The organism is Kumtagia ephedrae, assembly GCF_003012745.1.
Classification (GTDB): Bacteria; Pseudomonadota; Alphaproteobacteria; order Rhizobiales; family Rhizobiaceae; genus Kumtagia; species Kumtagia ephedrae.
The window spans coordinates 19702-42676 of record NZ_PXYK01000022.1; the positions used below are offsets into that span (position 1 = coordinate 19702).

Genomic DNA, 22975 nt, shown 5'->3' on the forward strand with positions numbered 1-22975 from the left:
TGGCTTCGGCTCAGACTTTGGCAAGTTACCGCCCTTCGGGGAAGAAAGCCGGGTCGAGAATTTCCTCAATGGTGAAAGGACATCCCTCAGGGAAAATCACCTCTGAAAGGCCGGTCTCGCCTGCCGCGCGCAGGCGGGCGGTGACATATTCTTCATCAAGGACAGTTGCCGGATAATTCCTAAGGCTCGGGCTTGCCTTCAGCCGTTTTGATATCCGCATACGCTGCTCGATAATCGTTGCGCGCCAGCTCGGCGTGCATTTTTGGGGCTGATAGCACCATTTCAGCAGATGCATGACGAGCACATTCAATCTGCTCTCGATCTCGTCTTCCTGGCTCCTCCCCAAGCTCTCGATCTCCTCGGCAAGGTTTTCACGATCGAGCGACGACGTGCGCCCGGCGCGCAAAAGTGCGCCTTGCTGGGCGCACCAGAGCGCAAAATCATCTTCGTAGACCACAAGTGGCGGGCTGGGGTCGATCCGGTTCATGGGCGCATCATGCACTCATTTGGATATTCGTCAAAGTGGCGGCATATCTAAGCTCGCGCGATGAGCAGATGGCAGGTTAACGCTTCCGCAGGGACCTAATCGGCTTCCAGCGCGTCGCTCCCGGCGTCAGTACCTCCCAATAGATCCAGCCATTAAGTTGGGTCTTTTCTCCATCTCGGGTAACCGCGACCCCCCTTCGCCGCCGCTGAAGCGGAAAAAAGTAATTTCAGAACAGAAAATACCGCTGCGCCATCGGCAGCACGGTCGCCGGCTCGCAGGTGAGCAGCTCGCCGTCGGCGCGCACTTCATAGGTCTCCGGGTCGACCTCGACATGCGGGGTGGCGTCGTTCAAAACCATCGAGCGCTTGCCTATACCGTCGCGCGTGTTCTCCACCGCGACCATGGCCTTGTCGACGCCCAACCTTTCCCGCAGCCCGGCATCGAGCGCCGCCCGCGACACGAAGGTGACGGAGGAATTGTGGATCGCCTTGCCGTAGCCGCCAAACATCGGCCGGTAGTGCACCGGCTGCGGTGTCGGGATCGAGGCGTTGGGGTCGCCCATGGGGGCCGCCGCGATCATGCCGCCGAGCAGCACCATCGACGGCTTGACGCCGAAGAAGGCCGGGTCCCACAGGACCAGGTCGGCGCGCTTGCCGACCTCGATCGAGCCGATTTCCCGCGACAGGCCATGGGCGATGGCCGGGTTGATCGTGTATTTGGCGATGTAGCGGCGCACCCGGAAATTGTCGTTGTCGCCGCTCTCCTCCTGCAGCCGCCCGCGCTGGCGCTTCATCTTGTCGGCGGTCTGCCAGGTGCGGATCAACACCTCACCGATGCGGCCCATCGCCTGACTGTCGGAGGAGATGATCGAGAAGGCGCCGATGTCGTGCAGGATGTCCTCGGCGGCGATGGTCTCCTTGCGGATGCGGCTCTCGGCGAAGGCGATGTCCTCGGGGATCGACGGCGACAGGTGATGGCAGACCATCAGCATGTCGAGATGCTCGGCGATGGTGTTTCGGGTGTAGGGCCGCGTCGGATTCGTCGACGACGGGATGACATTGGGCAGACCACACACCTTGATGATGTCCGGCGCATGACCGCCGCCGGCGCCCTCGGTGTGGAAGGCGTGGATAGTACGCCCCTTGATGGCGTTGACCGTGTCCTCGACGAAGCCGCTCTCGTTGAGCGTGTCGGTGTGGATCATCACCTGCACGTCATACTGATCCGCCACTGACAGGCAGCAGTCGATCGCCGCGGGCGTCGTGCCCCAGTCCTCGTGCAGCTTCAACGCGCAGGCGCCGCCCAAAATCATCTCCTCCAGCGCTTTCGGCAGCGAGGCGTTGCCCTTGGCCGAGAGGCCGATATTCATCGGAAAGGCGTCGAAGGACTGGATCATGCGCGCCAGGTGCCACGGGCCGGGCGTGCAGGTGGTCGCCAGCGTGCCGTGCGCCGGACCGGTGCCGCCGCCCAGCATGGTGGTCACCCCCGCCATCAGCGCCTCCTCGATCTGCTGCGGGCAGATGAAGTGGATGTGGGCGTCGAAGCCGCCGGCGGTGAGTATCCGCCCCTCGCCGGCGATCGCTTCCGTGCCCGGCCCGATGACGATGGTTACGCCGGGCTGCGTATCCGGATTGCCAGCCTTGCCGATGGCATGGATGCGGCCGTCCTTCAGCCCGATATCGGCCTTGTAGATGCCGGTGTGATCGATGATCAGCGCGTTGGTGATGACGGTGTCGACCGCCCCGTCGGCGCGCGCCACCTGGCTCTGACCCATGCCGTCGCGGATGACCTTGCCGCCGCCGAACTTCACCTCCTCGCCATAGGTGCAAAGATCCTTCTCGACCTCGATGAACAGCTCGGTGTCGGCCAGTCGCACCTTGTCGCCCACAGTCGGGCCGAACATGCGGGCATAGGCGGAGCGGGAGAGTCTTGCAGGCATCTGTCAACTCCGTGCGAGTGTGAATCCGGTCTTGCGCGCGGCTTTTGCGTCGAGCGTCAGGGTGGACGTGCAGCCTGCGGCCAAGTTGTCGCGAGCGATCAAAAAGTCGCCAAAGTCGGCTCCGCCCAGTTCATGGTCATCCAAAACGGCCATAACGACTTCGGGCCGGTCCAGCTCTATGTTAGACACGGCAACAAGACGCCTCAGCATGGCGACCACTGTATCCTTAGGATAGCCAAACTTATTCGAAAGCACCCATTCGAGTTCCAGCAAGGCGACATGGCTTACGCGATACTGCGTTGAAGGAAGGACAATGCGCCTTTGCCCCTGCACGAGCCAGGCGACGAGGACGTTGGTGTCAAGGCCGATCACTTGCCGGAACGCTTCAGCCCATCAAGGACGCGCTGGCCCATTTCAGCCCGAGCTTGGCGCACCATCTCGACGATGTCTTCGTTCGTCAGCGGAGGGCCGTCATAGGGAAGCACACCTCGCAGATCTTCAAAGCGTTCCGTTCGCGCGACCAGCTCCACCTTGCCGTCGCGGTTCCGCTCGAAATCCAGCCGGTCGCCCGGCTTGATTCCAAGCTGGTCGCGCAGTTTGGCCGGGAGGGTGATCTGGCCCTTTGATGTTACCTTGGCGGACGCTATCGGCATCTTGCAGCTCCTTACTTCTAACTCAGAAAGTAAGGCGAGCTATGGCTGAAAGCAATCCCGGCGAATCTTCGCTCACCGGCTTCTCCCGTCGAATTTCGTGGGCGTGAAGGCGTCGGGGTCGACGCCTCGCAAACAGCGGCCGGCCGGGCGCCCGCGGGGCCGCGGCACTCCTCATTTCCGACACGAAATAACCACGGAACGACCCCATCGGCGGCAGGTTCTCACCCGATTCGGCGTATGGGGTGGCGGTCGCGCCCCAGCATGATCGTCTGCCAACCGATGGAAGGAAAAATCCATGCGCATGATCACGATCCTGGCGGCGGGCACCACGCTCGCCTTCGCCATGGCCGCCAACGCACAAGCGCCGGCCACGCAGCCGCCCGCCCAGGCACCGGCGACAGCGCCCGAAGCCCCGGCCACCGCCCCGACGATCCGCAGCGTCAACATCGTCGACATGACCGAACTGCCCGAAGCCACGCAGAAGCAGGTCAACGACGTGGTGGCTCAAGGCGGCGACGCCGAGCTCAAGCAATTGCGCAGCACGATCGACGCCAATCCCGAGCTCAAGTCGGCGCTGGACGCAAAGGGGCTGACCTCGGCGCATGTCATCGCGGCAAGCGTTAGCCGCGAGGGGGCGCTGACGCTCGTGACCAAGAAGGCCGGCTGACCGCTCGCGGCGGGCCTTGCCAGTCCCTTTCCTTCGCCGGCGCCGGTCCTTAACTCGGCGCCGGCAAGCAGCCTCAGACAAACAGCCGCATGCCGGGAACCCCGGCCGCGGAGTTGCCGTTGTCCCCCTTTGGCCTGCGCAACCACAAGGAACGAGCGATGACGACGACCATCCTGCCGGACAGCAAATGGCTGCATGCTGTCGCGGCCGCAGCCTTCCTGGCGGCGTTCGCGCCGCAGACGGCGCCGATGGCGCAAGGTCTGCAGGATCCCAAGGCGATCGATACCATCGTCGGCACCGAGGTGCATGAGGAGCAGACGCCCGCCGCCGCCCAGACCGATGCGGTGATCAAGGCCATCGACAAGACCGCCGAAAACATCGCGACGGTCCGAAAGGCCACGACGCTCGATGCCGTCAACATCGTGTTCCTGCCCGACGCCGCCGTCACCGAAGGCGGTCCTCCCGACGAGATCGCCGCCAAGGTGGAAGAGCACAAGGACGAGATCGGAGAACTCCGGCAGGAGCTGGAAGGCAACGCCATGCTCTATCATGCGATCGACTCGCGGCAGATCCTGATCCGCGACATCCTCGCCGTCGAATTCAAGGATGCCGGCGTGGTGATCTACGCGGCGGCCAAGCCGGCGGGCGGCTGAGTACGCCGAATCGGCCAGCGGCGGCACCCTCACAGTTTCCCCATCACCTTCTGCTGGAAGCCGTAGACCTCGCGCTTGCCGCCGAGCGGCACCAGCGTGACGTCGCGCTCCTGCCCGGGCTCGAAACGCACGGCGGTGCCGGCGGCAATGTCGAGCCGCATGCCCCGCGCCTTCTCCCGGTCGAAGCGCAGCGCGCCGTTGGTCTCGAAGAAATGATAATGGCTGCCGACCTGGATCGGCCGGTCGCCGGCGTTGGCGACTTTCAGCGTGACAGTTTCCGCGCCCCTGTTCAGCTCGATGTCGCCGGGCGCGGTGATCACTTCTCCGGGGATCATGGAACCTCCTTCGCCGCTCAGGCCGCTCTCGCCGCGGGCGGACAGCCCTCGGCCTTGAGCACGCGCTTCGTCGACGCCGGATATTTGGCCAGCATCTTCGCCGGGCGGATCGGCCTGGCGGAAAAATTGCCGCCGCAGTTGGGACATACGCCACCCAGCACATCATCCGCGCAATCGACACAAAAAGTGCATTCGAAGGTGCAGATGCGCGCGTCCGGCGAATCCGGCGGCAGGTCGCGGTCGCAGCACTCGCAGTTGGGACGCAGTCCGAGCATCATAACCTCCCTACCGTATCGGCTCATGCACGGTGACCAGCTTCGTTCCGTCCGGGAACGTCGCTTCGACCTGCACGTCATGGATCATCTCGGCGATGCCCTCCATCACCTGCTCGCGGGTGATCACATGCGCGCCTGCTTCCATCAGCTCGGCCACCGGGCGGCCGTCGCGCGCGCCCTCGACGACGAAATCGGTGATCAGCGCGATCGCCTCGGGATGGTTGAGCTTGACGCCGCGCTCCAGCCGCTTGCGGGCGACGATCGCCGCCATGGCGATCAGCAGCTTGTCCTTTTCGCGAGGCGTGAGATTCATGCGTTCGACAGTCCTCTAGAGTGACCAGCATTTGGGCATGTCTGCCCGTCCATTGAGCAGGCCGAGCAGCGGCACCAGCCGCTTTCTCAGGCTGTAGCCATCGTCATCGTACAATCTCGCAAGAAGCTTGCCAGTCCCGCCGACGCTCCAGGCGCTGGCGCCGCCGCGCTCGCCGACGATATCGCGCACCTTGTCCAGCCAGGCATCGGTGTCGGGCGCGACGAGCAGCACCGTCGCCATCGCCGCCGCCCCGGCCAGCACCGCACGCTTGCCGAGCGTGGTGTGGAAATCCGGCCCGGCGGCGAATGCTTCGGCATGGACGAGACGGCCCGCCTGGACGACATGCCAGCGGTCGCGAAAAATCCCGCGCTCGACGCGCTCGCCCATGGCGCCCCGGCCGAACACCGTCGCCTCGGCGATCAGCGCCTGCGCTCCCGCGGCAAGTTCGACATCGAGCCGGCGCGAGAAAGCGGCGCGGTCGAACAGGATGGTCTCCTGCGGCAGCCAGGCCAGCCTTCCGTTCTCCTCCGCCGACAGCCGAATCGCCATCTCCGCCTGCCCCGACGCCGCCCGGTAAACCTTCTCGGATGCCTGCGTCGTCACCATGACGGAGGTGTCGGCACCGGCATCGATCTCCCAGGCGAGCCGGTCCCCGCCGGTCATGCCGCCGGCCGTGTTGATCAGGATCGCCTCGAGCGGCTCGCCGTCCGAACGCGGCATGCGTATCTTGGCGGCTCCTTCCTGGAAAAGGCGGTCCAGGCGAGTGCGCCCGTGGCGACGAGCAACCGCGAGCGCGCCGCGGGCCGAAACGCGCTGCGACGCCAGCCGCTCGGCCGTCGTCCGCTCCGATGAACCTGCAAAATCCATAGCCAGCGAGCTTAAGCGGGCTGGCGCCGATGTCGAGATGGCAATATGCGGCGTTGCGTGTTGCGTTGGTAGCGGACGGTTTTTATACAGGATAGAATTTCCTGCGTTTCAGGGAGTGAATTGTCGTCGCCGCAACAATGCGGGGGCACTCAGGCACAAGCAGCGCCCAAAAGAAGAGCGCGCAAGACTAGGAAGGTTCGATGGATCAACTCGCCCAGGATATTATAGGCAAGATCAAGGTCCATGCGGATCCCGGGATCGGCGCGATCACGCCGGAAACCGAGCTGAGCGAGCTTGGTATCCATTCGCTCGAGCTGACGGAGATCATCTTCGACCTCGAGGAGGCATACGGGATCGAGATCGAGATGAATACGGCCGAGGCCTGGAGCAAGCTGTCCGACGTCGGCGACATCGTCGACGCGGTCCGCGTCCTCATTGCAAAAAAAGGCTGACATGTCGCGCCAGCGTGTCGTCATCACCGGCATAGGCGGTCTCTGCGCGCTCGGCCCCGACGTGCCGGCGATATGCGACGCCATGCGTGAAGGCCGTGCCGGCATCGGGCCGATCACGACGATCGCGCTCGGAAACCTCAAGGGCAATATCGGCGCGGAGATCAAGGAGCTGCCGGAACACCGGCTCGATCGCAAGCAGGTGGCCACCATGGACCGCTTCAGCCTGCTTGCCGCCATCGCGGCCGGCGAGGCCATCCGCGCCGCGGGGATCGAGATCGACGAGGCGCAGGAATTTCGGGCCGGAGCCGTGGTCGGCACCGGTATATACGGCGCGACCACCGTCGATGAGGCGTATTACCAGGTCCATATCGAAAACCGCCCCCGGGTCGGTATCTTCAGCGTGCCCAAGGCAATGCCGGGCGCCCCCGCGGGGCAGATCAGCATGGCCTACCGGCTGCGCGGACCGGTGTTCGGCGTAACCTCGGCCTGCGCTTCCTCCAACCATGCCTTGTCGGCGGCGGCCGATCAGTTGCGCCTCGGCCGTGCCGACGTGATGCTGGCGGGCGGCACGGACGCACCGCTGGTGTTCGGCGTGCTGAAGGGCTGGGAGGCGCTGCGGGCGTTGGCGCGCGACACCTGCAGGCCGTTCTCGGCCGATCGCGACGGCCTCGTCATCGGCGAAGGCGCGGGCATGGCGGTGCTGGAGACATACGAGCACGCCAGGGCACGCGGCGCACCGATTCTGGCCGAACTCGCCGGCGCCGGCATGTCGGGCGACGCCAGCGACATCGTCGCTCCCACGATCGAAGGGCCGGCGGCGGCGATGCGGGCCTGCCTCGCCGATGCCGGGCTCGCGCCGGAGGACATCGACTACGTCAACGCCCACGGCACCGGGACCAAGGCCAACGACCAGATCGAGACGCAGGCGATCCGGCGCGTTTTCGGGGCACATGCCGATCGCCTGTCGGTATCCTCGACCAAATCCATGCATGCCCACTGCATGGGCGCGTCCGGGGCGCTCGAAATGATCGCCTGCATCATGGCGATCCGCGAGGGCATCATCCCGCCCACCGCGAACTTCACCGAAAGGGATCCGGACTGCGACCTCGACGTGACGCCGAACGTGGCGCGCGAGCGCAAGGTGCGGGCCGCGATCAGCAACGGCTTCGCCTTCGGCGGTACCAACGCGGTGGTCGCCTTCAAGGCCGCTTGACGAAGTCGGCGGCCAGGTCGACACCTCGCCCGCCAGCACCTACCTTCCGGCAGACGCCCGCCCCGTCACCGCCACCATTCTCCGGAGCTCCCATGACCGATCTCTCCGCCTTCCCGATCGCCAGCCGCTGGCCCGCCCAGCATCCCGACCGGCTGCAGCTCTACTCCTTCCCGACGCCCAATGGCGTGAAGGTCTCCTTCGCGCTGGAGGAGATCGGACTCCCCTACGAGGCGCATCTCGTCAACATCGGCAAGGACGAGAGCTGGACGCCCGAGTTCCTGTCGCTCAACCCGAACGGCAAGATCCCGGCGATCGTCGACCCGGACGGTCCCGGCGGAAAGCCGCTCGGCCTGTTCGAATCCGGCGCGATCCTGCTCTATCTCGCCGAGAAGACCGGCAAGCTGCTGCCCGCCGATCCCGCCCGCCGCTACGAGACCGTCCAGTGGGTGTTCTTCCAGATGGGCGGCATCGGTCCGATGTTCGGCCAGCTCGGCTTCTTCCACAAATTCGCCGGCAAGGAGATCGCCGACAAGCGGCCGCTGGAACGCTATGCCAACGAATCAAAGCGGCTGCTCGGCGTGCTGGAGACGCGCCTCAACGGCCGGCAATGGATCATGGACGACGACTACACCATCGCCGACATCTCCATGCTCGGCTGGGTGCGGACCTTGAAGGTGTTTTACGAAGCCAGCCAACTGGTCGGGCTCGACAGCCTGCCCAACGTCAACCGCTGGCTGGACAAGGGTCTGGAGCGCCCCGCCAGCCAGCGCGGCCTGAACATCCCACCGCGCCCCTGAAAAACGTCCGAAATGGACCCGATTTCAGGACAATCCCGCCCAAAAACCGGTTGAAGCGCAGCGTTTAAGTCCGCGTCGGCACGGTTTTTGGGCTCATTCCGAGCGACCGGCCTCGGATCGGAGAACGAGATCGGCCGGCCGCTGCCGCGCCAGCACGCGGTCGATGTTGGGCATGTCGTTGGACTCGATCCAGGCGCGCGCCTCCTGCGGCGTCTTGCCGTGGCCGTCCCAGCGCTGCACCAGGCGGCGTTCGAGCTCCTCGCGCGGAACGTCGATATAGACCGACAGGTCGAACAATGTGCCCAGCCGGTTCCACGGCTGCTCGTCGAGCAGCAGATAGTTACCCTCGACCAGGATGAACTTGACCTCGCGGCCGACGATCGCCGCGCCGGCGCGCGACAGCTCGACCGTGCGATCGAAGACCGGAATGGCGATCTCCGATTCGTTCGCCCGGATGCGCCTGAGCAGGGCCTCGAAGCCATGGAAGTCGAAGGTTTCCGGCGACCCCTTGCGGGCGCGCAGCCCGCGCGCCTCCAGTACGACATCGTCGAAATGAAAGCCGTCCATCGGCACCACGGCGGCGCTGCCTTGCGGGAACAGGCCGAGGAGATTTTCCGCCAGCGTCGACTTGCCGGCGCCGGGCGGGCCCGCCAGCGCCACCACGAACCGCGACTGCCCGCCGGCGCGCTTGAAAATGGTCGCGGCAAGCGTTGCGATCTCCGACATGCGATCCCTCCCGGAACAAGCGACCCCGCCGGCGGCCAGCGGCGCCGGATATCGACATAAACCAGAACGGAGGCCTTGCCAATTTCAACGGATCCGCGAAGGGCCGGGGCAATTCATCCGTCCGGCGCGCCCGGAAGGCGGCAGGGCAGGTGTACCGACCATTGCGCCGAAGCGGCCCAAGCCTACATCCTGTCGGCCACAGGCGGGATCCGATTCTTGCGAGGCTGACCGATGACCCAACAGGTTGAATCGATGGCGGCGGGCGAGGCCGGGTTCTTCGCCCAGCTGGCGATGATGCGGCGCGCCTTCATGGCCTCGCCCCTGCGCAACGTCATCCTGCTGCTTGCCTTCGGCATATTCGCCGTGATCTTGGCGACAGCCGTCGGCCAGGTCGTGCTCAACCGCTGGTATCGGCCCTTCTACGACTCGCTCGAGCGGCGCGACCTGCAGGCGTTCTTCCACCAGCTGATCATATTCGCCGAGATCGCCGGCGTGGTGCTGGTGCTCAATGTCGCCCAGACCTGGCTCAACCAGATGCTGAGGCTCAAGCTGCGCGAGGGGCTGACCAGCGACCTGATCACCGAGTGGATGCGGCCGAAGCGGGCGTTCCGCCTCGCCAATGCCGGCGCCATCGGAGTCAATCCGGACCAGCGGCTGCACGAGGACGCGCGCCATCTCACCGAGCTTACGACCGATCTCGGCGTAGGCCTGCTGCAGGCGACCATACTGCTCGCCAGCTTCGTCGGCGTGCTGTGGTCGCTGTCCTCCGGTTTCATCTTCCATGCCTGGGGCAGGGAGTTCGCCATCCCCGGCTACATGGTCTGGGCGGCGGTGCTCTATGCCGGCATCGCGTCATCCCTGAGCTGGCTGGTCGGCCGGCCGCTGATCAGGCTCAACGGCGACCGCTACGCCCGCGAGGCGGAGCTGCGGTTCTCGCTGATGTACGTCAACGAGCACATCGACTCCATTTCGCTGGCGGGCGGTGAGACGGACGAGAAGCGGCGCCTGCATCTCGATCTCGGCAGCGTGCTGCTGGCCAGCCGCCGCATCCTCACGGCGCTGGTGCGGCTGAACTGGGTCACTGCCGGCTACGGCTGGATCACCGTGGTGGCGCCGATCGTCATCGCCTCGCCGATCTATTTCGCCGGGGATCTGAGCTTCGGCGGCCTGATGATGGCCGCCGCCGCCTTCACCCAGGTGCACGCTTCGCTGCGGTGGTTCGTCGACAACATCGGCGGCATTGCCGACTGGCGCGCCACCCTGCTGCGCGTCGCGACCTTCCGTGCCGCCATGCTCGCGGTCGACGAGCTGCACGACGTGGAGAAACGGCTCGTCTATACCGAGGCGGAAGACGGGCGCATGGTCCTGGAGCAGGTCGAGGTCGCCTCGCCCGAGGGGTGCGCCCGCTTCTCCATTCCGCAGGTGGAGATTCGGCCGGGCGACCGCGTGCTGATCACCGGCGATCCCGGCGCCGGCAAGACGCTGCTGTTCCGGGCGATCGCCGGATTGTGGCCGTGGGGCAGCGGCCGCATCGGCCTGCCGGCCGGCGAGCCGGTGACCTTCATCCCCGGAACACCCTACCTGCCGCACGGAACGTTGCGCGAGGTTCTCAGCTATCCGCAGGACGCTGCGGCATTCGCCGATGCCCGGCTCGCCGAGGTGCTGGCCGCCGTGGGATTGCAGCGGCTGTCGCGCCAGCTCGACCGCAACGCACGCTGGGAGCGCGACCTGAACGACGAGGAGCAGCGGCTCATCGCCTTCGCGCGCCTTGCGCTCCACAAGCCGCGCTGGGTGGTGATCGACGAGGCGCTCGACGCGCTGCGGGGCGAGACGCGCGGCCGCGTGTACGCGATGCTCGAGAAAGACCTTGCCGAGGCCGCCATCCTCAACATCGGCCGCGCCCAGCCCGGCAGCACCTTCTTTTCGCGGGTGCTGCATCTCACCATCGATCCGGGCGGGCAGACGCTGCGGCCGGTCCGCCTCGACGCGACCGCCAAAACCCCGGCCAACGAGGCCGAAGCGCTGCATTCGATCCGCAAGAAGATCGCCGCGAAGGCGCAATGACAAGAACGTGCGCTGCCAGGCTTTGCCGATGCGTCTCGTCTTCAGCCGATCAATTCCCAAGCAGCGCCAGAATGGCGGCCGCGGCGCGCTCGGTGCCCGGCGCTTCCGCCATTCTGGCCGCGTTCACCTGCAGCCGATCGCGCATGCCGCGATCGGCCAGCAGGCCGGTGATCGCGGCCGAAAGCTGCGACGGCGTCCAGCCGGCACGGTCGAGGCGCCGGCCGGTGCCGGTTTCCTCGGCGCGCCGCGCATTGTCGTGACCGTCCCAGCAATAGGGCATCACCAGGGACGGCACGCCGAAGCGCAGCGCCTCGCAAAAGCTGTTGTTTCCGCCGTGATGGATGAACAGGTCGGCCCTCGCCACCACCGACGGCTGCGGGAACCAGCTGTCGAGATGGACATTGTCCGGCACCGCCCGATAGGCGTCCCGCAGATTGCCGACATTGACCAGGAAGCGGGCCGGCAAGGCGGCGAACACCGCGAGCATGCGCTCGATGAGGTCGACGTCGGTCGCCCCGAGGCTGCCGAAGCTCAGATAGACGAGCGGCCCGCTGTCAGGCGAGAACACCGGCATGTCGTACGGCCCGTCCGAGCGCACGCAGCCTTCGAGATAGACGTATCTGGCCGGGTCGAGCGGCACCGCGCGCTCGCGGCGAACGATCTCCGGCGTCAGCAGAAGGTTCAGCGACGGCGACGGCTCGAGGAACTGCCCCGCGGGCAGCGCCGGCAGCCCCTGCGCGGCCCGGAACCGGTTGAACCTGTCATGCGCCCGCGCGACCGCGGCGCGGTAACGCGTTTCGAATGCCCGGCGACCGGCGGCATCGTCCGCCGGCAGCCCCGAAAGATAGGGCGGCACCGCCTCGTCCGGCAGCTCGGTCTCGGCGCAGGAGACCACCCTCACCCATGGACAGCCGGCATTGGCGATTGCCGGGAACATGGCCACGTTGTCGAGCACGATCGCATCGGGCCTGAGCTTGGGCAGGAGATCGTTAAGCGGCGCCTCGGCATCGACGACGGTCTCGACGATCGCCTCCCAGGTCGGCGCCACATAGGTCTCGAGCTGGTCGATGGGCGCCAGCCGGAAATGCGGCAGGTGCCGCTTCACGAATGTCTGCCAGTAGTTCTGCCGCTCGTCGTCGCTCAGCGGCACCGCGGTCGGAAGCTGGTATTCCTGGAAGCCATAATCGGCGAAGACGCCGGAAAAGCCGGGATGGCAGATGAACACCGGGCGGGCGCCGCGCGCCTGCAGCGCCTGGGCGATGCCGACGCAATTCAGCGCGGCGCCGAAGCTCGCCTCGGGAAACAGTGCGATCGTGGGGCGGGTTATGCCTGCCATGATGCGGTCAGTTCGGCCTGCTTATCGCGCCGAACAGGGCCGGCGCGCCACGGCTCGCCGCATGCGGGCGCTGGTTGCGCGACAGCCTGAGATGCACTTTCAGTAGGTCCGCTGCGACCTCGAACTGGCCGCTCTCCAGATGGTCGAGGATGCCGAGATGCTCGCGCGTCGACTGGCGCAGTCGGAAGAGGCTGAGGCCGCGCGACGCGCCCGGCAGGCTGCGCAGCCGCAGATGGCCGGCGAGCGCTTCGGCGACGAAGCGGTTGGCCGTTCCGTGCGCGATCAGCGCATGAAACTCCGCATCGGCCGCATGGAACGCCCGGATGTCGAAGCTCGCATCCGGCATCGCCAGCAGCGCCTCCATGCGCTGCCTGAGAGCCACGGCGCGTGCCCCGTCGAGGCGAAAGCCCGGCGCCAGGATCGCCGCAGGCTCCATGACCAGCCGGAACTCATAGCTTTCGGCCAACACCTCGGCGCCGTCAAGGGCAGGGCGGAACAGCCAGGACTGGCCCGGCGCGCGTTCGATCAGGTTCTCGGCCTCCAGTCTCTTCAACGCCTTTAGTACCGCTCCTCGTCCCACGGCGTAGCGCCGCATCAAGCCGCTCGCCGTGATCGTGCCGTCGATGCGCCGCGCCGCCCGGTCGCGCAGGATCGCATCGGCGATCTCGTCTTCCTCGGCATTCGGCAGATCGGCCGCCTGCGGCGCCTGCCGCGCGGGATCGATGGCGAGGCGGTAGCCGGTCTCGGCCTGCCATTCCACCATGCCGCGATCCGTCAGCAGCCGCAGCGCCGCCCGCACCGGCGTGCGCGAGACGTTGCAGAGCCGGGCGATCTGCTGCTCAGGCAGCCGGGTGCCGGGACCGAAACCCCGCTGCCGGGCGACGTCGAGAATGCGCTGCGCGAGATCGAGGTGGTTGGCCCGGGGTCGTCGTATCGCGGCTTGCATGGCGACTCCTCGGCTTGCTGCGGCCGTCCAGACCTGGCCCATCGCCGCTCATCGGACAAGCAGCCGCCGGCATCGGCGTGAATATGAATTGACGTATTTTTTATTGCAATAGTACTGTCGCTCAAAACGACAAGAAACCGGGAACAGGTCGGGGGGCGGCTCATGCCGCCTACGACCGTCGCTGACGAAACAGCAAATGGGAGTTTCGACATGACCGCATTGGGAATATCGCGGCGGAGCCTCAAGGCTGGCCCCGCCCTGTTTGCCCTCGCGCTGGCCTTCGCCTCGCCAGCCGCCGCGCAAAACCTCGTCATCTCCAACTGGGACGGATACATGGCACCGGATGCCATGGACACCTTCAAGGCCGCGACCGGCGTCTCGGGCGAGGTGGTGAAGCACGCCACCAACGAGGAGATCATGGGCAAGCTCGTCGCCTCCGGCGGCAAGGGCTATGACGTGGTCTTCGTCTCCTCGCCTTTCGCCGAGGTGCTGAACAAGCTCGGCCTCGCCGAGCCGATCGACCATGCCAAGGTGCCCAACCTCGCCAATCTCTATCCCGAGGCAACCAAGTTGCCCTACGATCCGGGCAACGCCTTTTCGGTGCCCTATACCTGGGGCACGACCGGCCTGTGCTACCGCTCCGACCTGGTGAAGACGGAGCCTGCCTCCTGGAACGACCTGCTGGCGCCTTCGGACGATCTCAAGGGCAAGACCACCATGCTCGCCACCGACCGCTGGCTGCTTGCCGCCGGCCAGTTGGCCAAGGGATTTTCGGTCAACGAGACCGACCCGGCGAAGATGGAGGAGGTCAAGAACCTGCTGATCTCCGCCAAGAAGACGCTTCTCGCCTATGACGACACAACCTTCTATTCAAAGCTGGTGTCAGGCGAGGCGCTGATGGTGCAGGCCTGGGACGGCTGGTGCAACTACGGCATCACCGACAACAAGGACATCAGATACGTGATCCCGAAGGAGGGCTCCGACCTCTGGCTGGACACGATGGTGGTGATGAAGGCCTCCGAGCGCAAGGACGACGCCTTCAAGTTCATCAACTTCATGCTCGACGCCAAGAACCACGGCTGGGCGGCGCAGAATATCCTCTACAAGGTGCCGAACAAGGCGGCGATGGATTCGCTGCCGGCCGAGCTCACCGCGCAATATCCCAACATGGCCATGCCGGTCGCCGACCTGGTGAAGTTCGAGGAACTGCGCGATGTCGGCGAGGCGCAGCGGGAGTATTCGAAGATCGTCAGCGAGATCAAGGCGGCGCAGTAGCGGGCGGCCTGATCCGATACGACGGGGATGTTCGCGCGCCTTCGCACCCCCCTCTGTCCTGCCGGACATCTCCCCCGCAAGGGGGGAGATTGCTCCGGCCGCTTTGGTTTCGCCAATCGCCAACGCCGCAGAACGAGCGGCAAGGTTGACGCTGCCAATCTCCCCCCTTGCGGGGGAGATGTCCGGCAGGACAGAGGGGGGTGGGAAGGCGCGCGACCCCCTTGCCCAAGGCAGGATTATACCGTCGGCAGGTGGCGGCCGTGACCCCCCGCTCCCCCCTGCTCATGGCCCCGGCGCTGGCCTGGCTCACCGGGCTGATGGTCGTTCCCTGCGCGCTGGTTCTGGCGCTCGCCTTCTTCCGGCGTGGCATCTATGGCGGCGTCGAATACACCTTCACGCTGGAAAATTTCGCGCAGGTTTTCGACCCGCTTTATGCCGGCATCTTCCTCAACTCCGCCCGCATCGCCGGCACGGCGACGCTGATCGCCGTCGTCATCGGCTATGCGGCGGCCTACGCCATCGCCGCCGCGCCGCGCCACCGACAGCCCATTTACCTGTTCTTCGCCGTGCTGCCATTCTGGTCGAACTATCTGATCCGCACCTATGCCTGGATCGTGCTGCTCAACCGCGAGGGGCTGATCACCCAGCTTCTGCGCTCAATCGGCTATACGGGCGAGCCGCCGTCGCTGCTCTACACCGAAGGCGCGGTGATCGCCGGCCTCGTCTATAACTACCTGCCCTTCGTCATCCTCGCCTGCTACGCGCCGCTGTCGCGCCTCAATCCGGAACTGGCGGAAGCTTCGCGCGATCTCGGCGGCTCGGCCTTCACCACCTTCCGCCGCATCGTGCTGCCGCTGACGCTGCCCGGCATCGCTGCCGGCGCGGTTTTCGTGTTCGTGCTGTCGATCGGCAATTTCGTCACGCCGGCGCTGCTCGGCGGCGGCCGCTTCCAGATGATCGGCAATCTCGTCTACGACCAGTTCCTCACCGCCAACGACTGGCCGTTCGGCGCGGCACTGTCGATGGTGCTGATCGCCATCATGATGCTGCTGCTGACCTTGCAGGCTTTCGCCTCCGAACGGGCATCGGGCCGCGCGACGGCCAGGGAGGAGGCGGCATGAACCGCGCCATCCTGATCGCCGTCTTCGCCTTCCTCTACATCCCGATCGCGGTGCTGATCGCCCTGTCGTTCAACGCAGGCGGCCTGCCGACCGTGTGGTCCGGTTTTTCGTTCAAATGGTACGCCTCGCTGGCGGGCAACAACGACATTCTTTCCGCCGCGCTGAACACGCTGATCGTGGCTAGCGTCTCCACGGCAATCGCCACCTTGCTCGGCACGCTGCTGGCGCTCGGCGTGGAGATGCGCAAGAAGCGCGGCTCGGCGCTGGAGGCGCTGATCTTCGCGCCGATGATCATTCCCGACATCGTGCTCGCCATCGCGCTGCTGTCGTTCTTCTCCATGCTCGACGTCACCATGGGGCTGCACACCATCGTGCTCGCCCATGTCGTGTTCAACATTGCCTTCGTCTGCTCGGTCGTGCGGGCGCGGCTGAAAAGCTTCGACTGGTCGATCACCGAGGCTTCCGCCGATCTCGGCGCCTCGGCCGTCACCACCTTCCGGCGCATCACCCTGCCGGTCATCCTGCCGGCGGTGATCGCCGGCGCGCTGCTCGCCTTCACGCTGTCGGTGGACGAATTCATCATCGCCTATTTCACCGCCGGCGCCGGCCGCGCCTCCACGACGCTGCCGATGCAGATCTATTCGATGATCCGTTTCGGCATCACGCCGGAGATCAACGCGCTCGCCACCATCGTCATGGCCGTCAGCGTGGTGGCGCTCACCATCTCGCAGCGTCTCAACCGCGGGGTGGTCGGGCAATGACGTATTGTTCGATGATGCCCCCTCCACCGCCTTCGGCGGACGCATATGAAGTTACCCCCACCTCTAACCCCTCCCCACAAGGGGGAGGGGGACAAGCTGGCATCTCCGCTGGCTCTGGATCGTCGACGACTGCACTCGGCATGGCGGCAGCAAAGTCCCCCTCCCCCTTGTGGGGAGGGGTTAGGGGTGGGGGTAGGCGACAGCCGAATTCCTCGTCGCTTGTCATTTGCGATTGCCTTCCCGCTGATGTGGGATATTGCCCGAAGGGACGGGTGGGGCGATGAAAACTCTGCTCGCCATCGACCGTGTCACCAAAAATTTCGGCCGCATCGCCGCCGTCGACGACGTGTCGCTGGCGATCCGCGAGAACGAGTTCTTTGCCCTGCTCGGCCCGTCCGGCTGCGGCAAGACCACGCTGCTCAGGATGCTGGCCGGCTTCGAGACGCCGAGCGGCGGAAACATCCTGCTCGACGGCAAGGATATTTCCGCCGTGCCGCCCAATCGCCGGCCGGTCAATCTGATGTTCCAGTCCTATGCGCTGTTCCCGCATATGAGCGTGCGCGCCAACATCGCCTACGGGCTCGAGATGGAGCGGCTGCCCACGGAAAAAATCCGCACGCGGGTCGACGAGATCATGGCGACCACGCAGCTTTCGGCGCTAGCGGACCGCAAGCCGGAGCAGCTTTCCGGCGGCCAGAAACAGCGCGTCGCGCTCGCCCGTGCGCTGGTGAAACGCCCGCGCCTGCTTTTGCTCGACGAACCGCTCGGCGCGCTGGACAAGAAACTGCGCGGCGCCATGCAGATGGAATTGAAGCGCCTCCAGCACGAGGTCGGCATTACCTTCGTCGTGGTCACCCACGACCAGGAGGAGGCGCTGGTCATGGCCGACCGCATGGCGGTGCTGAAGGACGGAAAACTGCTGCAATGCGACACGCCGCACGAGATCTATGAGCGCCCCGCCGATCGTTTCGTCGCCGACTTCATCGGCGTGATGAATTTTTGCGAGGGCCGCGCCGCACCTGACGGTGTGACGGCGCGGGACGGCACGATGCTTCGCGGCCGCGTGCCGGAGGGCATGGCCGTTGACGACAGGGCAGTGGCCGCCGTCCGTCCCGAGCGAGTGACGCTGTTCCCCGCGGCGAACATCGCCAATCGCGTCGCCGGCACGGTCGAGGCGCTCGCCTATCACGGCCTCGACCTGCAGCTTCACATCCGCACGGCGCTGACCGAAAAACCTTTCCTCGTCCGCATCACCGCCGACGCCGCCGATCGCCGTCCCGTCAGGGTCGGCGAGACAGTCGAGATCGGCTGGGCGGCGGAAGACACCCGCATTTTCAGGAATTGAGTTCTGTTGGAGGCAGGCATGGCCCAGAAGACGATCGCATTCTTTCCCGAAGCCGCCTACGGGCCGGCGCTGAATTCCGTCGGCATCGCCCAGGCCGTCGAGGCGCGCGGCCACAAGGCGGTGTTTTTGTCCGATCCCGGCTTTGTCGACGTCTACAAGGGGTATGGCTTCGAGGCCTGGCCGGTGAATCTTTCCGAGCCGATGCCGCCCGAGCAGATGGCGAAGTTCTGGGAGGACTTCATCAACGGCCACATCCCGAACTTCCGAAAGTCGCCCTACGACCAGGTCGACAACTACGTGAAGGACTGCTGGACGGCGATCGTCGACAGCGCCAAATGGGCTGAGAAGGACCTGCCTGGCGTATTGGAAAAGATCAGCCCGGACGTCATCTGCGTCGACAACGTCATCCTGTTTCCAGCGATAAAGCAGTCCGGAAAACCGTGGGTTCGCATCATCTCCTGCTCGGAAAACGAAATCGAGGACGAGGACATACCCCCGCATCTTTCAGGCTGCGGCGAGAACGACCACGCCTGCCACAAGGCCTACCGCGACCACTTCAACGCAGTGATCAAGCCGATCCACGACGACTTCAACGCCTTCCTCACCGAGAACGGCGAGCGACCTTATCCGATAGGCCAGTTCTTCGAGGCCTCGCCGCATCTCAACCTGCTGCTCTACCCCGAAGCGGTGAAGTTCAACCGCCGGCATCCGCTCGATCCGGCGAAATTCCAGTACCTGGAGGGCTGCGTGCGCAAGGAGGCGCCCTACGAGGTGCCGGCCTTCGCGAAAAACAATGACGGACCGCTGGTCTATGTGTCCTTCGGCTCGCTCGGCGCCGGCGACACCGACCTCTTGAAGCGCATCATCGCCGCGATCGGCAACAGCCGTTTCCGCGCGCTGGTCAATGTCGGCGGCTACAAGGAGGCTTACACCGATGTGCCCGCCAACGTGGTCATCGAAAGCTGGTTTCCGCAGCCCTCGGTGATCCCGCAGGTTGACGCCGTCATCCATCACGGGGGCAACAATTCCTTCACCGAGTGCCTGTTTTTCGGCAAGCCGGCGATCATCATGCCCTATGTCTGGGACGGCCATGACAACGCCACCCGCGTGCAGGAGACAGGGCACGGTTTTAGGATGCCGCGCTACGACTGGACCGACGCCGAGTTGATCGCCAAGCTGGAAAGCTGCATTTCCGATACGGCTATGAAGGCGAAGCTCGCTGCCGCTTCGAAGCACATGCAGGCGCGGAACGGACCGGAGAAAGCGGCGCGGCTGCTGGAGGGACTGCTGTGATCCCTTCCGCCCCCTCCACCACGCTTCGCGTGGTCCCCCTCCCCCGCTTCGCAGGGGAGGAACTGGCGCCGCGGCCGGCCGCAACCTGGCTCCTCCCCCGTTCACGGGGGAGGGGGACCGCCGAAGGCGGTGGAGGGGGCGTCATATCGCAATGACCTCCGCCCCGCATCTCCACGACGCCTCGACCCGCACCGACCTCATCGACTGGGGCGTGCAGCCGGAGGCGATTTCCGGCGCCTCGCATTCGAGCGGAAAACTGGTCCACAAGGGCCCGGACAACCGTCCGGAATGCGGCATCTGGGTGTGCACGCCCGGCCGCTGGCGCCTCGCCATCCCGCGCGACGAGCTCTGCCATTTCGTCTCCGGCCAGGCGACCTATCGCTCGGACAACGGCGAGACGATCGAGGTCGGGCCCGGCACGGTTGTCATGTTCCCGGCCGGCTGGACCGGCGAATGCACCGTGCATGAGACCATGCGCAATATCTACATCCTGGCAGAAGATGAGCCTAAGGAACGAATCATGACCACTCCCGTCTGGAAGAACCCGCTCTCCATAACCGATCTCGTCGACTGGGGTGTCATCCCGACCATGATCGAGGGCCAGTCGCACACCTCCGGCAAGCTGCTGCACAAGGGACCGGAAGGGCGCTCCGAATGCGGATTGTGGGTCTGCACGCCCGGAAAATGGGAATGCCACGTCACCCGCGATGAATTCTGCCATTTTCTCGAAGGCCGCTGCACCTATGTCCACGAAAGCGGCGAGGTGATCGAGATCGAGCCGGACACAGCCGCCTTCTTCCCGCAGGACTGGAAGGGCGTGTGCACCGTCCACGAGACGATCAAGAAGGTCTATATGATCCGCTGAGCAGGAGGCCGGCATGGAATTCCTGCCCGAGCGACCCACGTTCTTCGTCAACCCGGGCTATCACCCGATGGCGGGCGCGCCGAAACCCGTCATCGACCCGGCCACACTGGAGACCGTCGGCGCGATTTCCGCCGCCACCGATGCCGAGATCGAGGCGACGTTGGATGCCGCCACGCACGCGCAGGCCATGTGGAAAAGGCTCGACGCGAAAAGCCGGGCAAAACACCTGCACCAGGTGGCAAACGCCATCGAACAAGCCGACTTCACCCGCTGCGCCGAGCTGATGGTGCGGGAGATGGGAAAACCCTATCCGGAAGCGATCGGCGAGATCGCCAATTGCTCTGCCGTGTTCCGTTATTATGCCGAGATGGCGCGCGACGAGGCTGGCAAGATCGCCGGCACCACGCAGGCCGGCTCGTTCCAGTATGCCCGCTACGAGCCCTACGGCGTGTCGGTGCACATCATGCCGTACAATTTCCCGGTGCTGCTGATGTGCTGGACCGTCGCCGCCTCGCTCGCGGCCGGCAACGCGGCAATCATCAAGCCGGCGGAAGCGACGACGCTGTCGACGCTCGACTACATGGACGTCTTTCGCTCGCTGCCCGAGGGCCTCGTCTCCTGCCTGCCAGGCGGCGCGGCGACGGCGCAGGCGCTGATCCAGTCCAAGCGCACGCATGCGGTGGCCTTCACGGGCTCGGTAGCGGCCGGCAGGGCAGTTGCGGTCGCTTGCGCCGAGCGCATGAAACCCTGTGTCATCGAGGCCGGCGGCTCCGATCCGATGATCGTCTCGGCGCACGCGCCGCTCGATGTCGCGGCGGCCGGCGCCGTCACCGCCGCCTTCCACCTCTCCGGCCAGGTCTGCACCTCGGCCGAGCGGTTCTTCGTCGTCGACGAGGTGCACGACCGTTTCGTCGACTTGTTCGCCGAGAGGACGCGGGCGCTCAGGATCGGCAACGGTCTCGACAAGAGCGAGATCGGCCCGCTGGTGAACGAGGCGGCGCGCGCCAAGGTCATGCGGCTGGTCGACGACGCGATTGCCAGCGGCGCCACGGCCGTGACAGGCGGACGCATTCCGCCGGCCCACACTATCGGCTGGTTCTACGAGCCGACGATCCTCACCGGTGTGACGCCCGACATGGCGATCTGCCGGGAAGAATGTTTCGGTCCGGTCGCCGCCATCTGCCGGGTGAAGGATTTCGACGAGGCGATAGAACGCGCCAACGACAGCCCGTTCGGGCTCGGCGCCTCGATCTTCACCACCGATCTCGCCGAGGCGCACGAGGCCGCGGAGCGGCTGGAGGCCGGCATGGTATGGATCAACAATCCGCTCATCGACAACGACGCCCTGCCCTTTGGCGGCTGGAAGGCGTCCGGCCTCGGCCGCGAACTCGGGCGCCAGGGCCTCGACGCCTTCCGCCGCTCCAAGATGGTCGTCATCGACCACAAGCCGGCGATACAGGAATGGTGGTATCCCTATCCCGACAGCTGGTTCCGCGAGACCGGCGGCCGCAAGCACGTTTGAGTGGCTGCGGCCGCATCGCCGCCGTCAAGACGACGGCGACGAACGGCGGAAGGATAGCTATGCGAGATAGGATTTGAGGATGGAGGCCCCGAGCGTGTATTTCGGGTCCACCATGTTGCCGAGCCGCACGCGGCCGACCTGCGTCAGCAGCATATAGGCGTCGAGCTCGGCGAAGCCGTAGTCGGCGGCCATCCAGCGCACCAGCTCGCGATAGGCGATACGGGCCGCGTCCTCCATCGGACGACCCGAGCCGATCGTCATGACAACCTTTTCGTTCTCGAGCCGGACCCATTTGAAGTTCCAGTTCTTGATGAGGTCGATCTGGACGGTGGTGACCGTGGGGTGCTCGAGCGCGACGCCGCACAGCTCGCCGTCGCCCTGGTTCGCATGGCAGTCGCCGAGATAGAGCAGGCCGCCGGGCGCGTTGACCGGCAGGTAGACTACGGCGCCCGGCGCCACGTCCGGCAGGTCCATGTTGCCGCCGTAATAATCCGGCTGAAGCGCCGAGATCGCCTCGATCTCGGGCGACGTGCCGATCGTGCCGATGAACGGCTCGTAAGGTATGGTGATCCTGTCGTTCCAGGTCACGCCCTTCACGGCGTCGATGTGGACCTTCTTCACCCGCTCCGGAAGCGGGGCGTTGAGGATGGCGGTATCCCCCGTGCCGACGAGGCCGCCGAACTCGGGGATGAGGCAGGTCGTGCCCGACGGCTGCTCCCCGCGCGGGCGGATCTCCTTGATGTAGACGGCCAGGCAGTCGCCCTTCTCGGCGCCGTTGACGTAGATCGGCCCGTTCTGCGGGTTGAGATAGGGGAAATTCAGGATCTGACTGGGTATGTCGGACTCGCTCCTGATCTGGCCCTCGAAGGCGTCGTGGGTCTCGACCGAGACCTCGGCACCGGGGTCGACCCTGAGCACAGGCTCGGCATAAGGGCCGTAGACGTAGTGATATTTGCCTTGATCGGCTTCCGTCATGCTGTGGACGCTGTTGACCTTGCCCTTCGCCACCGCGCGTTTGGCCATGATCGAATCGTGAAGCCAGGACATCTCGTTTTCTCCCTTGTTGATCG

25 protein-coding genes and 1 pseudogene are annotated in these 22975 nt (G+C 65.6%); 14 read left to right on the forward strand and 12 right to left on the reverse strand.

Going from position 1 to position 22975, the window contains the following annotated elements; all coding sequences use genetic code 11:
- Positions 1–25 precede the first annotated feature (25 nt).
- From C7I84_RS20790 to C7I84_RS20805, 4 genes are all read right to left on the reverse strand, one after another.
- Positions 26–487, reverse strand: a complete 462-nt coding sequence (locus tag C7I84_RS20790) for a DUF29 domain-containing protein (RefSeq protein ID WP_106774142.1) — start codon at positions 485–487, stop codon at positions 26–28.
- 226 nt (positions 488–713) lie between these two features.
- The gene (ureC, locus tag C7I84_RS20795) at positions 714–2426 is read right to left on the reverse strand and encodes an urease subunit alpha (protein ID WP_106774143.1); all 1713 of its coding nucleotides are present in this window, start codon (positions 2424–2426) and stop codon (positions 714–716) included.
- Positions 2427–2429: 3 nt separating this feature from the next.
- Positions 2430–2798: a type II toxin-antitoxin system VapC family toxin gene (locus C7I84_RS20800; protein WP_106774144.1), complete on the reverse strand. Its 369-nt coding sequence runs from the start codon at positions 2796–2798 to the stop codon at positions 2430–2432.
- Positions 2795–3079, reverse strand: a complete 285-nt coding sequence (locus tag C7I84_RS20805) for an AbrB/MazE/SpoVT family DNA-binding domain-containing protein (protein ID WP_106774145.1) — start codon at positions 3077–3079, stop codon at positions 2795–2797. The genes C7I84_RS20800 and C7I84_RS20805 overlap by 4 nt, the downstream gene beginning before the upstream one ends.
- A 295-nt stretch (positions 3080–3374) precedes the next feature.
- On the opposite strand from C7I84_RS20805, the gene C7I84_RS20810 reads away from it, so the two are divergent.
- Positions 3375–3746, forward strand: coding sequence for a hypothetical protein (locus tag C7I84_RS20810; protein WP_165816161.1), 372 nt, complete (start codon positions 3375–3377; stop codon positions 3744–3746).
- A gap of 158 nt (positions 3747–3904) precedes the next feature.
- Positions 3905–4399, forward strand: coding sequence for a hypothetical protein (locus C7I84_RS20815; protein ID WP_106774146.1), 495 nt, complete (start codon positions 3905–3907; stop codon positions 4397–4399).
- 29 nt (positions 4400–4428) lie between these two features.
- On the opposite strand, the gene C7I84_RS20820 is transcribed toward C7I84_RS20815, so the two are convergent.
- From C7I84_RS20820 to C7I84_RS20835, 4 genes are read right to left on the reverse strand one after another with little or no spacing between them, the layout of a single operon-like run.
- Positions 4429–4734, reverse strand: a complete 306-nt coding sequence (locus C7I84_RS20820; RefSeq protein ID WP_106774147.1) for an urease subunit beta — start codon at positions 4732–4734, stop codon at positions 4429–4431.
- 17 nt (positions 4735–4751) lie between these two features.
- On the reverse strand, positions 4752–5009 hold the full coding sequence (locus C7I84_RS20825) for a DUF1272 domain-containing protein (protein WP_106774242.1): 258 nt from the start codon (positions 5007–5009) through the stop codon (positions 4752–4754).
- Positions 5010–5019: 10 nt separating this feature from the next.
- Positions 5020–5322, reverse strand: coding sequence for an urease subunit gamma (locus tag C7I84_RS20830; RefSeq protein ID WP_106774148.1), 303 nt, complete (start codon positions 5320–5322; stop codon positions 5020–5022).
- A gap of 15 nt (positions 5323–5337) precedes the next feature.
- Entirely contained in the window at positions 5338–6189 is an 852-nt protein-coding gene (locus C7I84_RS20835; protein ID WP_106774149.1) for an urease accessory protein UreD, read from the reverse strand.
- A 200-nt stretch (positions 6190–6389) separates the two neighbouring features.
- Between C7I84_RS20835 and C7I84_RS20840 the strand changes: the two genes are divergently transcribed.
- The 3 genes from C7I84_RS20840 (at position 6390) to C7I84_RS20850 (ending at position 8651) form a co-directional block, all read left to right on the forward strand.
- Positions 6390–6641 (forward strand): acyl carrier protein, encoded by a 252-nt coding sequence (locus C7I84_RS20840; protein WP_106774150.1) that lies wholly within the window; start codon positions 6390–6392, stop codon positions 6639–6641.
- Between the two features lies 1 nt (position 6642).
- The gene (locus tag C7I84_RS20845) at positions 6643–7854 is read left to right on the forward strand and encodes a beta-ketoacyl-[acyl-carrier-protein] synthase family protein (RefSeq protein WP_106774151.1); all 1212 of its coding nucleotides are present in this window, start codon (positions 6643–6645) and stop codon (positions 7852–7854) included.
- Positions 7855–7946: 92 nt separating this feature from the next.
- Complete coding sequence (locus C7I84_RS20850) at positions 7947–8651, forward strand: glutathione S-transferase N-terminal domain-containing protein (protein WP_106774152.1); 705 nt, start codon at positions 7947–7949, stop codon at positions 8649–8651.
- 93 nt (positions 8652–8744) lie between these two features.
- Here the strand turns inward: C7I84_RS20850 and C7I84_RS20855 are convergent, their stop codons facing one another.
- Positions 8745–9377 (reverse strand): nucleoside triphosphate hydrolase, encoded by a 633-nt coding sequence (locus tag C7I84_RS20855; RefSeq protein WP_106774153.1) that lies wholly within the window; start codon positions 9375–9377, stop codon positions 8745–8747.
- Between the two features lie 231 nt (positions 9378–9608).
- Here C7I84_RS20855 and C7I84_RS20860 point away from each other — a divergent pair, with 231 nt between their 5' ends.
- Complete coding sequence (locus C7I84_RS20860; RefSeq protein ID WP_106774154.1) at positions 9609–11441, forward strand: ABC transporter ATP-binding protein/permease; 1833 nt, start codon at positions 9609–9611, stop codon at positions 11439–11441.
- A gap of 49 nt (positions 11442–11490) precedes the next feature.
- Here C7I84_RS20860 and C7I84_RS20865 read toward each other — a convergent pair whose 3' ends face one another.
- Positions 11491–12777, reverse strand: coding sequence for a nucleotide disphospho-sugar-binding domain-containing protein (locus tag C7I84_RS20865; protein WP_106774155.1), 1287 nt, complete (start codon positions 12775–12777; stop codon positions 11491–11493).
- Positions 12778–12784: 7 nt separating this feature from the next.
- Positions 12785–13723 carry a GntR family transcriptional regulator gene (locus C7I84_RS20870; protein ID WP_106774156.1) on the reverse strand — a complete coding sequence of 313 codons (939 nt, stop codon included), beginning with the start codon at positions 13721–13723 and terminating at the stop codon, positions 12785–12787.
- 210 nt (positions 13724–13933) lie between these two features.
- Between C7I84_RS20870 and C7I84_RS20875 the strand changes: the two genes are divergently transcribed.
- The 8 genes and pseudogenes from C7I84_RS20875 (at position 13934) to C7I84_RS20915 (ending at position 21905) form a co-directional block, all read left to right on the forward strand.
- Entirely contained in the window at positions 13934–14998 is a 1065-nt protein-coding gene (locus C7I84_RS20875; protein ID WP_106774157.1) for a polyamine ABC transporter substrate-binding protein, read from the forward strand.
- A 284-nt stretch (positions 14999–15282) separates the two neighbouring features.
- Positions 15283–16119, forward strand: coding sequence for an ABC transporter permease (locus C7I84_RS20885; protein ID WP_106774158.1), 837 nt, complete (start codon positions 15283–15285; stop codon positions 16117–16119).
- Positions 16116–16880, forward strand: a complete 765-nt coding sequence (locus C7I84_RS20890) for an ABC transporter permease (RefSeq protein ID WP_106774159.1) — start codon at positions 16116–16118, stop codon at positions 16878–16880. Before C7I84_RS20885 ends, C7I84_RS20890 begins: the two co-directional genes overlap by 4 nt.
- 280 nt (positions 16881–17160) lie before the next feature.
- Positions 17161–18225 carry an ABC transporter ATP-binding protein gene (locus tag C7I84_RS20900; protein ID WP_106774160.1) on the forward strand — a complete coding sequence of 355 codons (1065 nt, stop codon included), beginning with the start codon at positions 17161–17163 and terminating at the stop codon, positions 18223–18225.
- Between the two features lie 18 nt (positions 18226–18243).
- Complete coding sequence (locus C7I84_RS20905) at positions 18244–19518, forward strand: nucleotide disphospho-sugar-binding domain-containing protein (RefSeq protein WP_106774161.1); 1275 nt, start codon at positions 18244–18246, stop codon at positions 19516–19518.
- A gap of 151 nt (positions 19519–19669) precedes the next feature.
- Positions 19670–19993 (forward strand): annotated as a pseudogene (locus C7I84_RS30390) (cupin domain-containing protein); the annotation flags it as partial.
- A 45-nt stretch (positions 19994–20038) separates the two neighbouring features.
- Positions 20039–20383 (forward strand): cupin domain-containing protein, encoded by a 345-nt coding sequence (locus tag C7I84_RS30395; protein ID WP_207771050.1) that lies wholly within the window; start codon positions 20039–20041, stop codon positions 20381–20383.
- A 13-nt stretch (positions 20384–20396) separates the two neighbouring features.
- Positions 20397–21905, forward strand: coding sequence for an aldehyde dehydrogenase family protein (locus C7I84_RS20915; RefSeq protein ID WP_106774163.1), 1509 nt, complete (start codon positions 20397–20399; stop codon positions 21903–21905).
- Between the two features lie 57 nt (positions 21906–21962).
- Here C7I84_RS20915 and C7I84_RS20920 read toward each other — a convergent pair whose 3' ends face one another.
- Positions 21963–22952 (reverse strand): acetamidase/formamidase family protein, encoded by a 990-nt coding sequence (locus C7I84_RS20920; RefSeq protein WP_106774164.1) that lies wholly within the window; start codon positions 22950–22952, stop codon positions 21963–21965.
- Positions 22953–22975: the final 23 nt, after the last annotated feature.

What these genes read in the sequence shown, in the direction of transcription:
- C7I84_RS20790 (WP_106774142.1), bottom strand. Translation starts at nt 487, where the DNA reads ATGAACCGGATCGACCCCAGCCCGCCACTTGTGGTCTACGAAGATGAT.
- ureC (WP_106774143.1), bottom strand. Translation starts at nt 2,426, where the DNA reads ATGCCTGCAAGACTCTCCCGCTCCGCCTATGCCCGCATGTTCGGCCCG.
- C7I84_RS20805 (WP_106774145.1), bottom strand. Translation starts at nt 3,079, where the DNA reads ATGCCGATAGCGTCCGCCAAGGTAACATCAAAGGGCCAGATCACCCTC.
- C7I84_RS20810 (WP_165816161.1), top strand. Translation starts at nt 3,375, where the DNA reads ATGCGCATGATCACGATCCTGGCGGCGGGCACCACGCTCGCCTTCGCC.
- C7I84_RS20815 (WP_106774146.1), top strand. Translation starts at nt 3,905, where the DNA reads ATGACGACGACCATCCTGCCGGACAGCAAATGGCTGCATGCTGTCGCG.
- C7I84_RS20820 (WP_106774147.1), bottom strand. Translation starts at nt 4,734, where the DNA reads ATGATCCCCGGAGAAGTGATCACCGCGCCCGGCGACATCGAGCTGAAC.
- C7I84_RS20825 (WP_106774242.1), bottom strand. Translation starts at nt 5,009, where the DNA reads ATGCTCGGACTGCGTCCCAACTGCGAGTGCTGCGACCGCGACCTGCCG.
- C7I84_RS20830 (WP_106774148.1), bottom strand. Translation starts at nt 5,322, where the DNA reads ATGAATCTCACGCCTCGCGAAAAGGACAAGCTGCTGATCGCCATGGCG.
- C7I84_RS20835 (WP_106774149.1), bottom strand. Translation starts at nt 6,189, where the DNA reads ATGGATTTTGCAGGTTCATCGGAGCGGACGACGGCCGAGCGGCTGGCG.
- C7I84_RS20840 (WP_106774150.1), top strand. Translation starts at nt 6,390, where the DNA reads ATGGATCAACTCGCCCAGGATATTATAGGCAAGATCAAGGTCCATGCG.
- C7I84_RS20845 (WP_106774151.1), top strand. Translation starts at nt 6,643, where the DNA reads ATGTCGCGCCAGCGTGTCGTCATCACCGGCATAGGCGGTCTCTGCGCG.
- C7I84_RS20850 (WP_106774152.1), top strand. Translation starts at nt 7,947, where the DNA reads ATGACCGATCTCTCCGCCTTCCCGATCGCCAGCCGCTGGCCCGCCCAG.
- C7I84_RS20855 (WP_106774153.1), bottom strand. Translation starts at nt 9,377, where the DNA reads ATGTCGGAGATCGCAACGCTTGCCGCGACCATTTTCAAGCGCGCCGGC.
- C7I84_RS20860 (WP_106774154.1), top strand. Translation starts at nt 9,609, where the DNA reads ATGACCCAACAGGTTGAATCGATGGCGGCGGGCGAGGCCGGGTTCTTC.
- C7I84_RS20865 (WP_106774155.1), bottom strand. Translation starts at nt 12,777, where the DNA reads ATGGCAGGCATAACCCGCCCCACGATCGCACTGTTTCCCGAGGCGAGC.
- C7I84_RS20870 (WP_106774156.1), bottom strand. Translation starts at nt 13,723, where the DNA reads ATGCAAGCCGCGATACGACGACCCCGGGCCAACCACCTCGATCTCGCG.
- C7I84_RS20875 (WP_106774157.1), top strand. Translation starts at nt 13,934, where the DNA reads ATGACCGCATTGGGAATATCGCGGCGGAGCCTCAAGGCTGGCCCCGCC.
- C7I84_RS20885 (WP_106774158.1), top strand. Translation starts at nt 15,283, where the DNA reads ATGGCCCCGGCGCTGGCCTGGCTCACCGGGCTGATGGTCGTTCCCTGC.
- C7I84_RS20890 (WP_106774159.1), top strand. Translation starts at nt 16,116, where the DNA reads ATGAACCGCGCCATCCTGATCGCCGTCTTCGCCTTCCTCTACATCCCG.
- C7I84_RS20900 (WP_106774160.1), top strand. Translation starts at nt 17,161, where the DNA reads ATGAAAACTCTGCTCGCCATCGACCGTGTCACCAAAAATTTCGGCCGC.
- C7I84_RS20905 (WP_106774161.1), top strand. Translation starts at nt 18,244, where the DNA reads ATGGCCCAGAAGACGATCGCATTCTTTCCCGAAGCCGCCTACGGGCCG.
- C7I84_RS30395 (WP_207771050.1), top strand. Translation starts at nt 20,039, where the DNA reads ATGACCACTCCCGTCTGGAAGAACCCGCTCTCCATAACCGATCTCGTC.
- C7I84_RS20915 (WP_106774163.1), top strand. Translation starts at nt 20,397, where the DNA reads ATGGAATTCCTGCCCGAGCGACCCACGTTCTTCGTCAACCCGGGCTAT.
- C7I84_RS20920 (WP_106774164.1), bottom strand. Translation starts at nt 22,952, where the DNA reads ATGTCCTGGCTTCACGATTCGATCATGGCCAAACGCGCGGTGGCGAAG.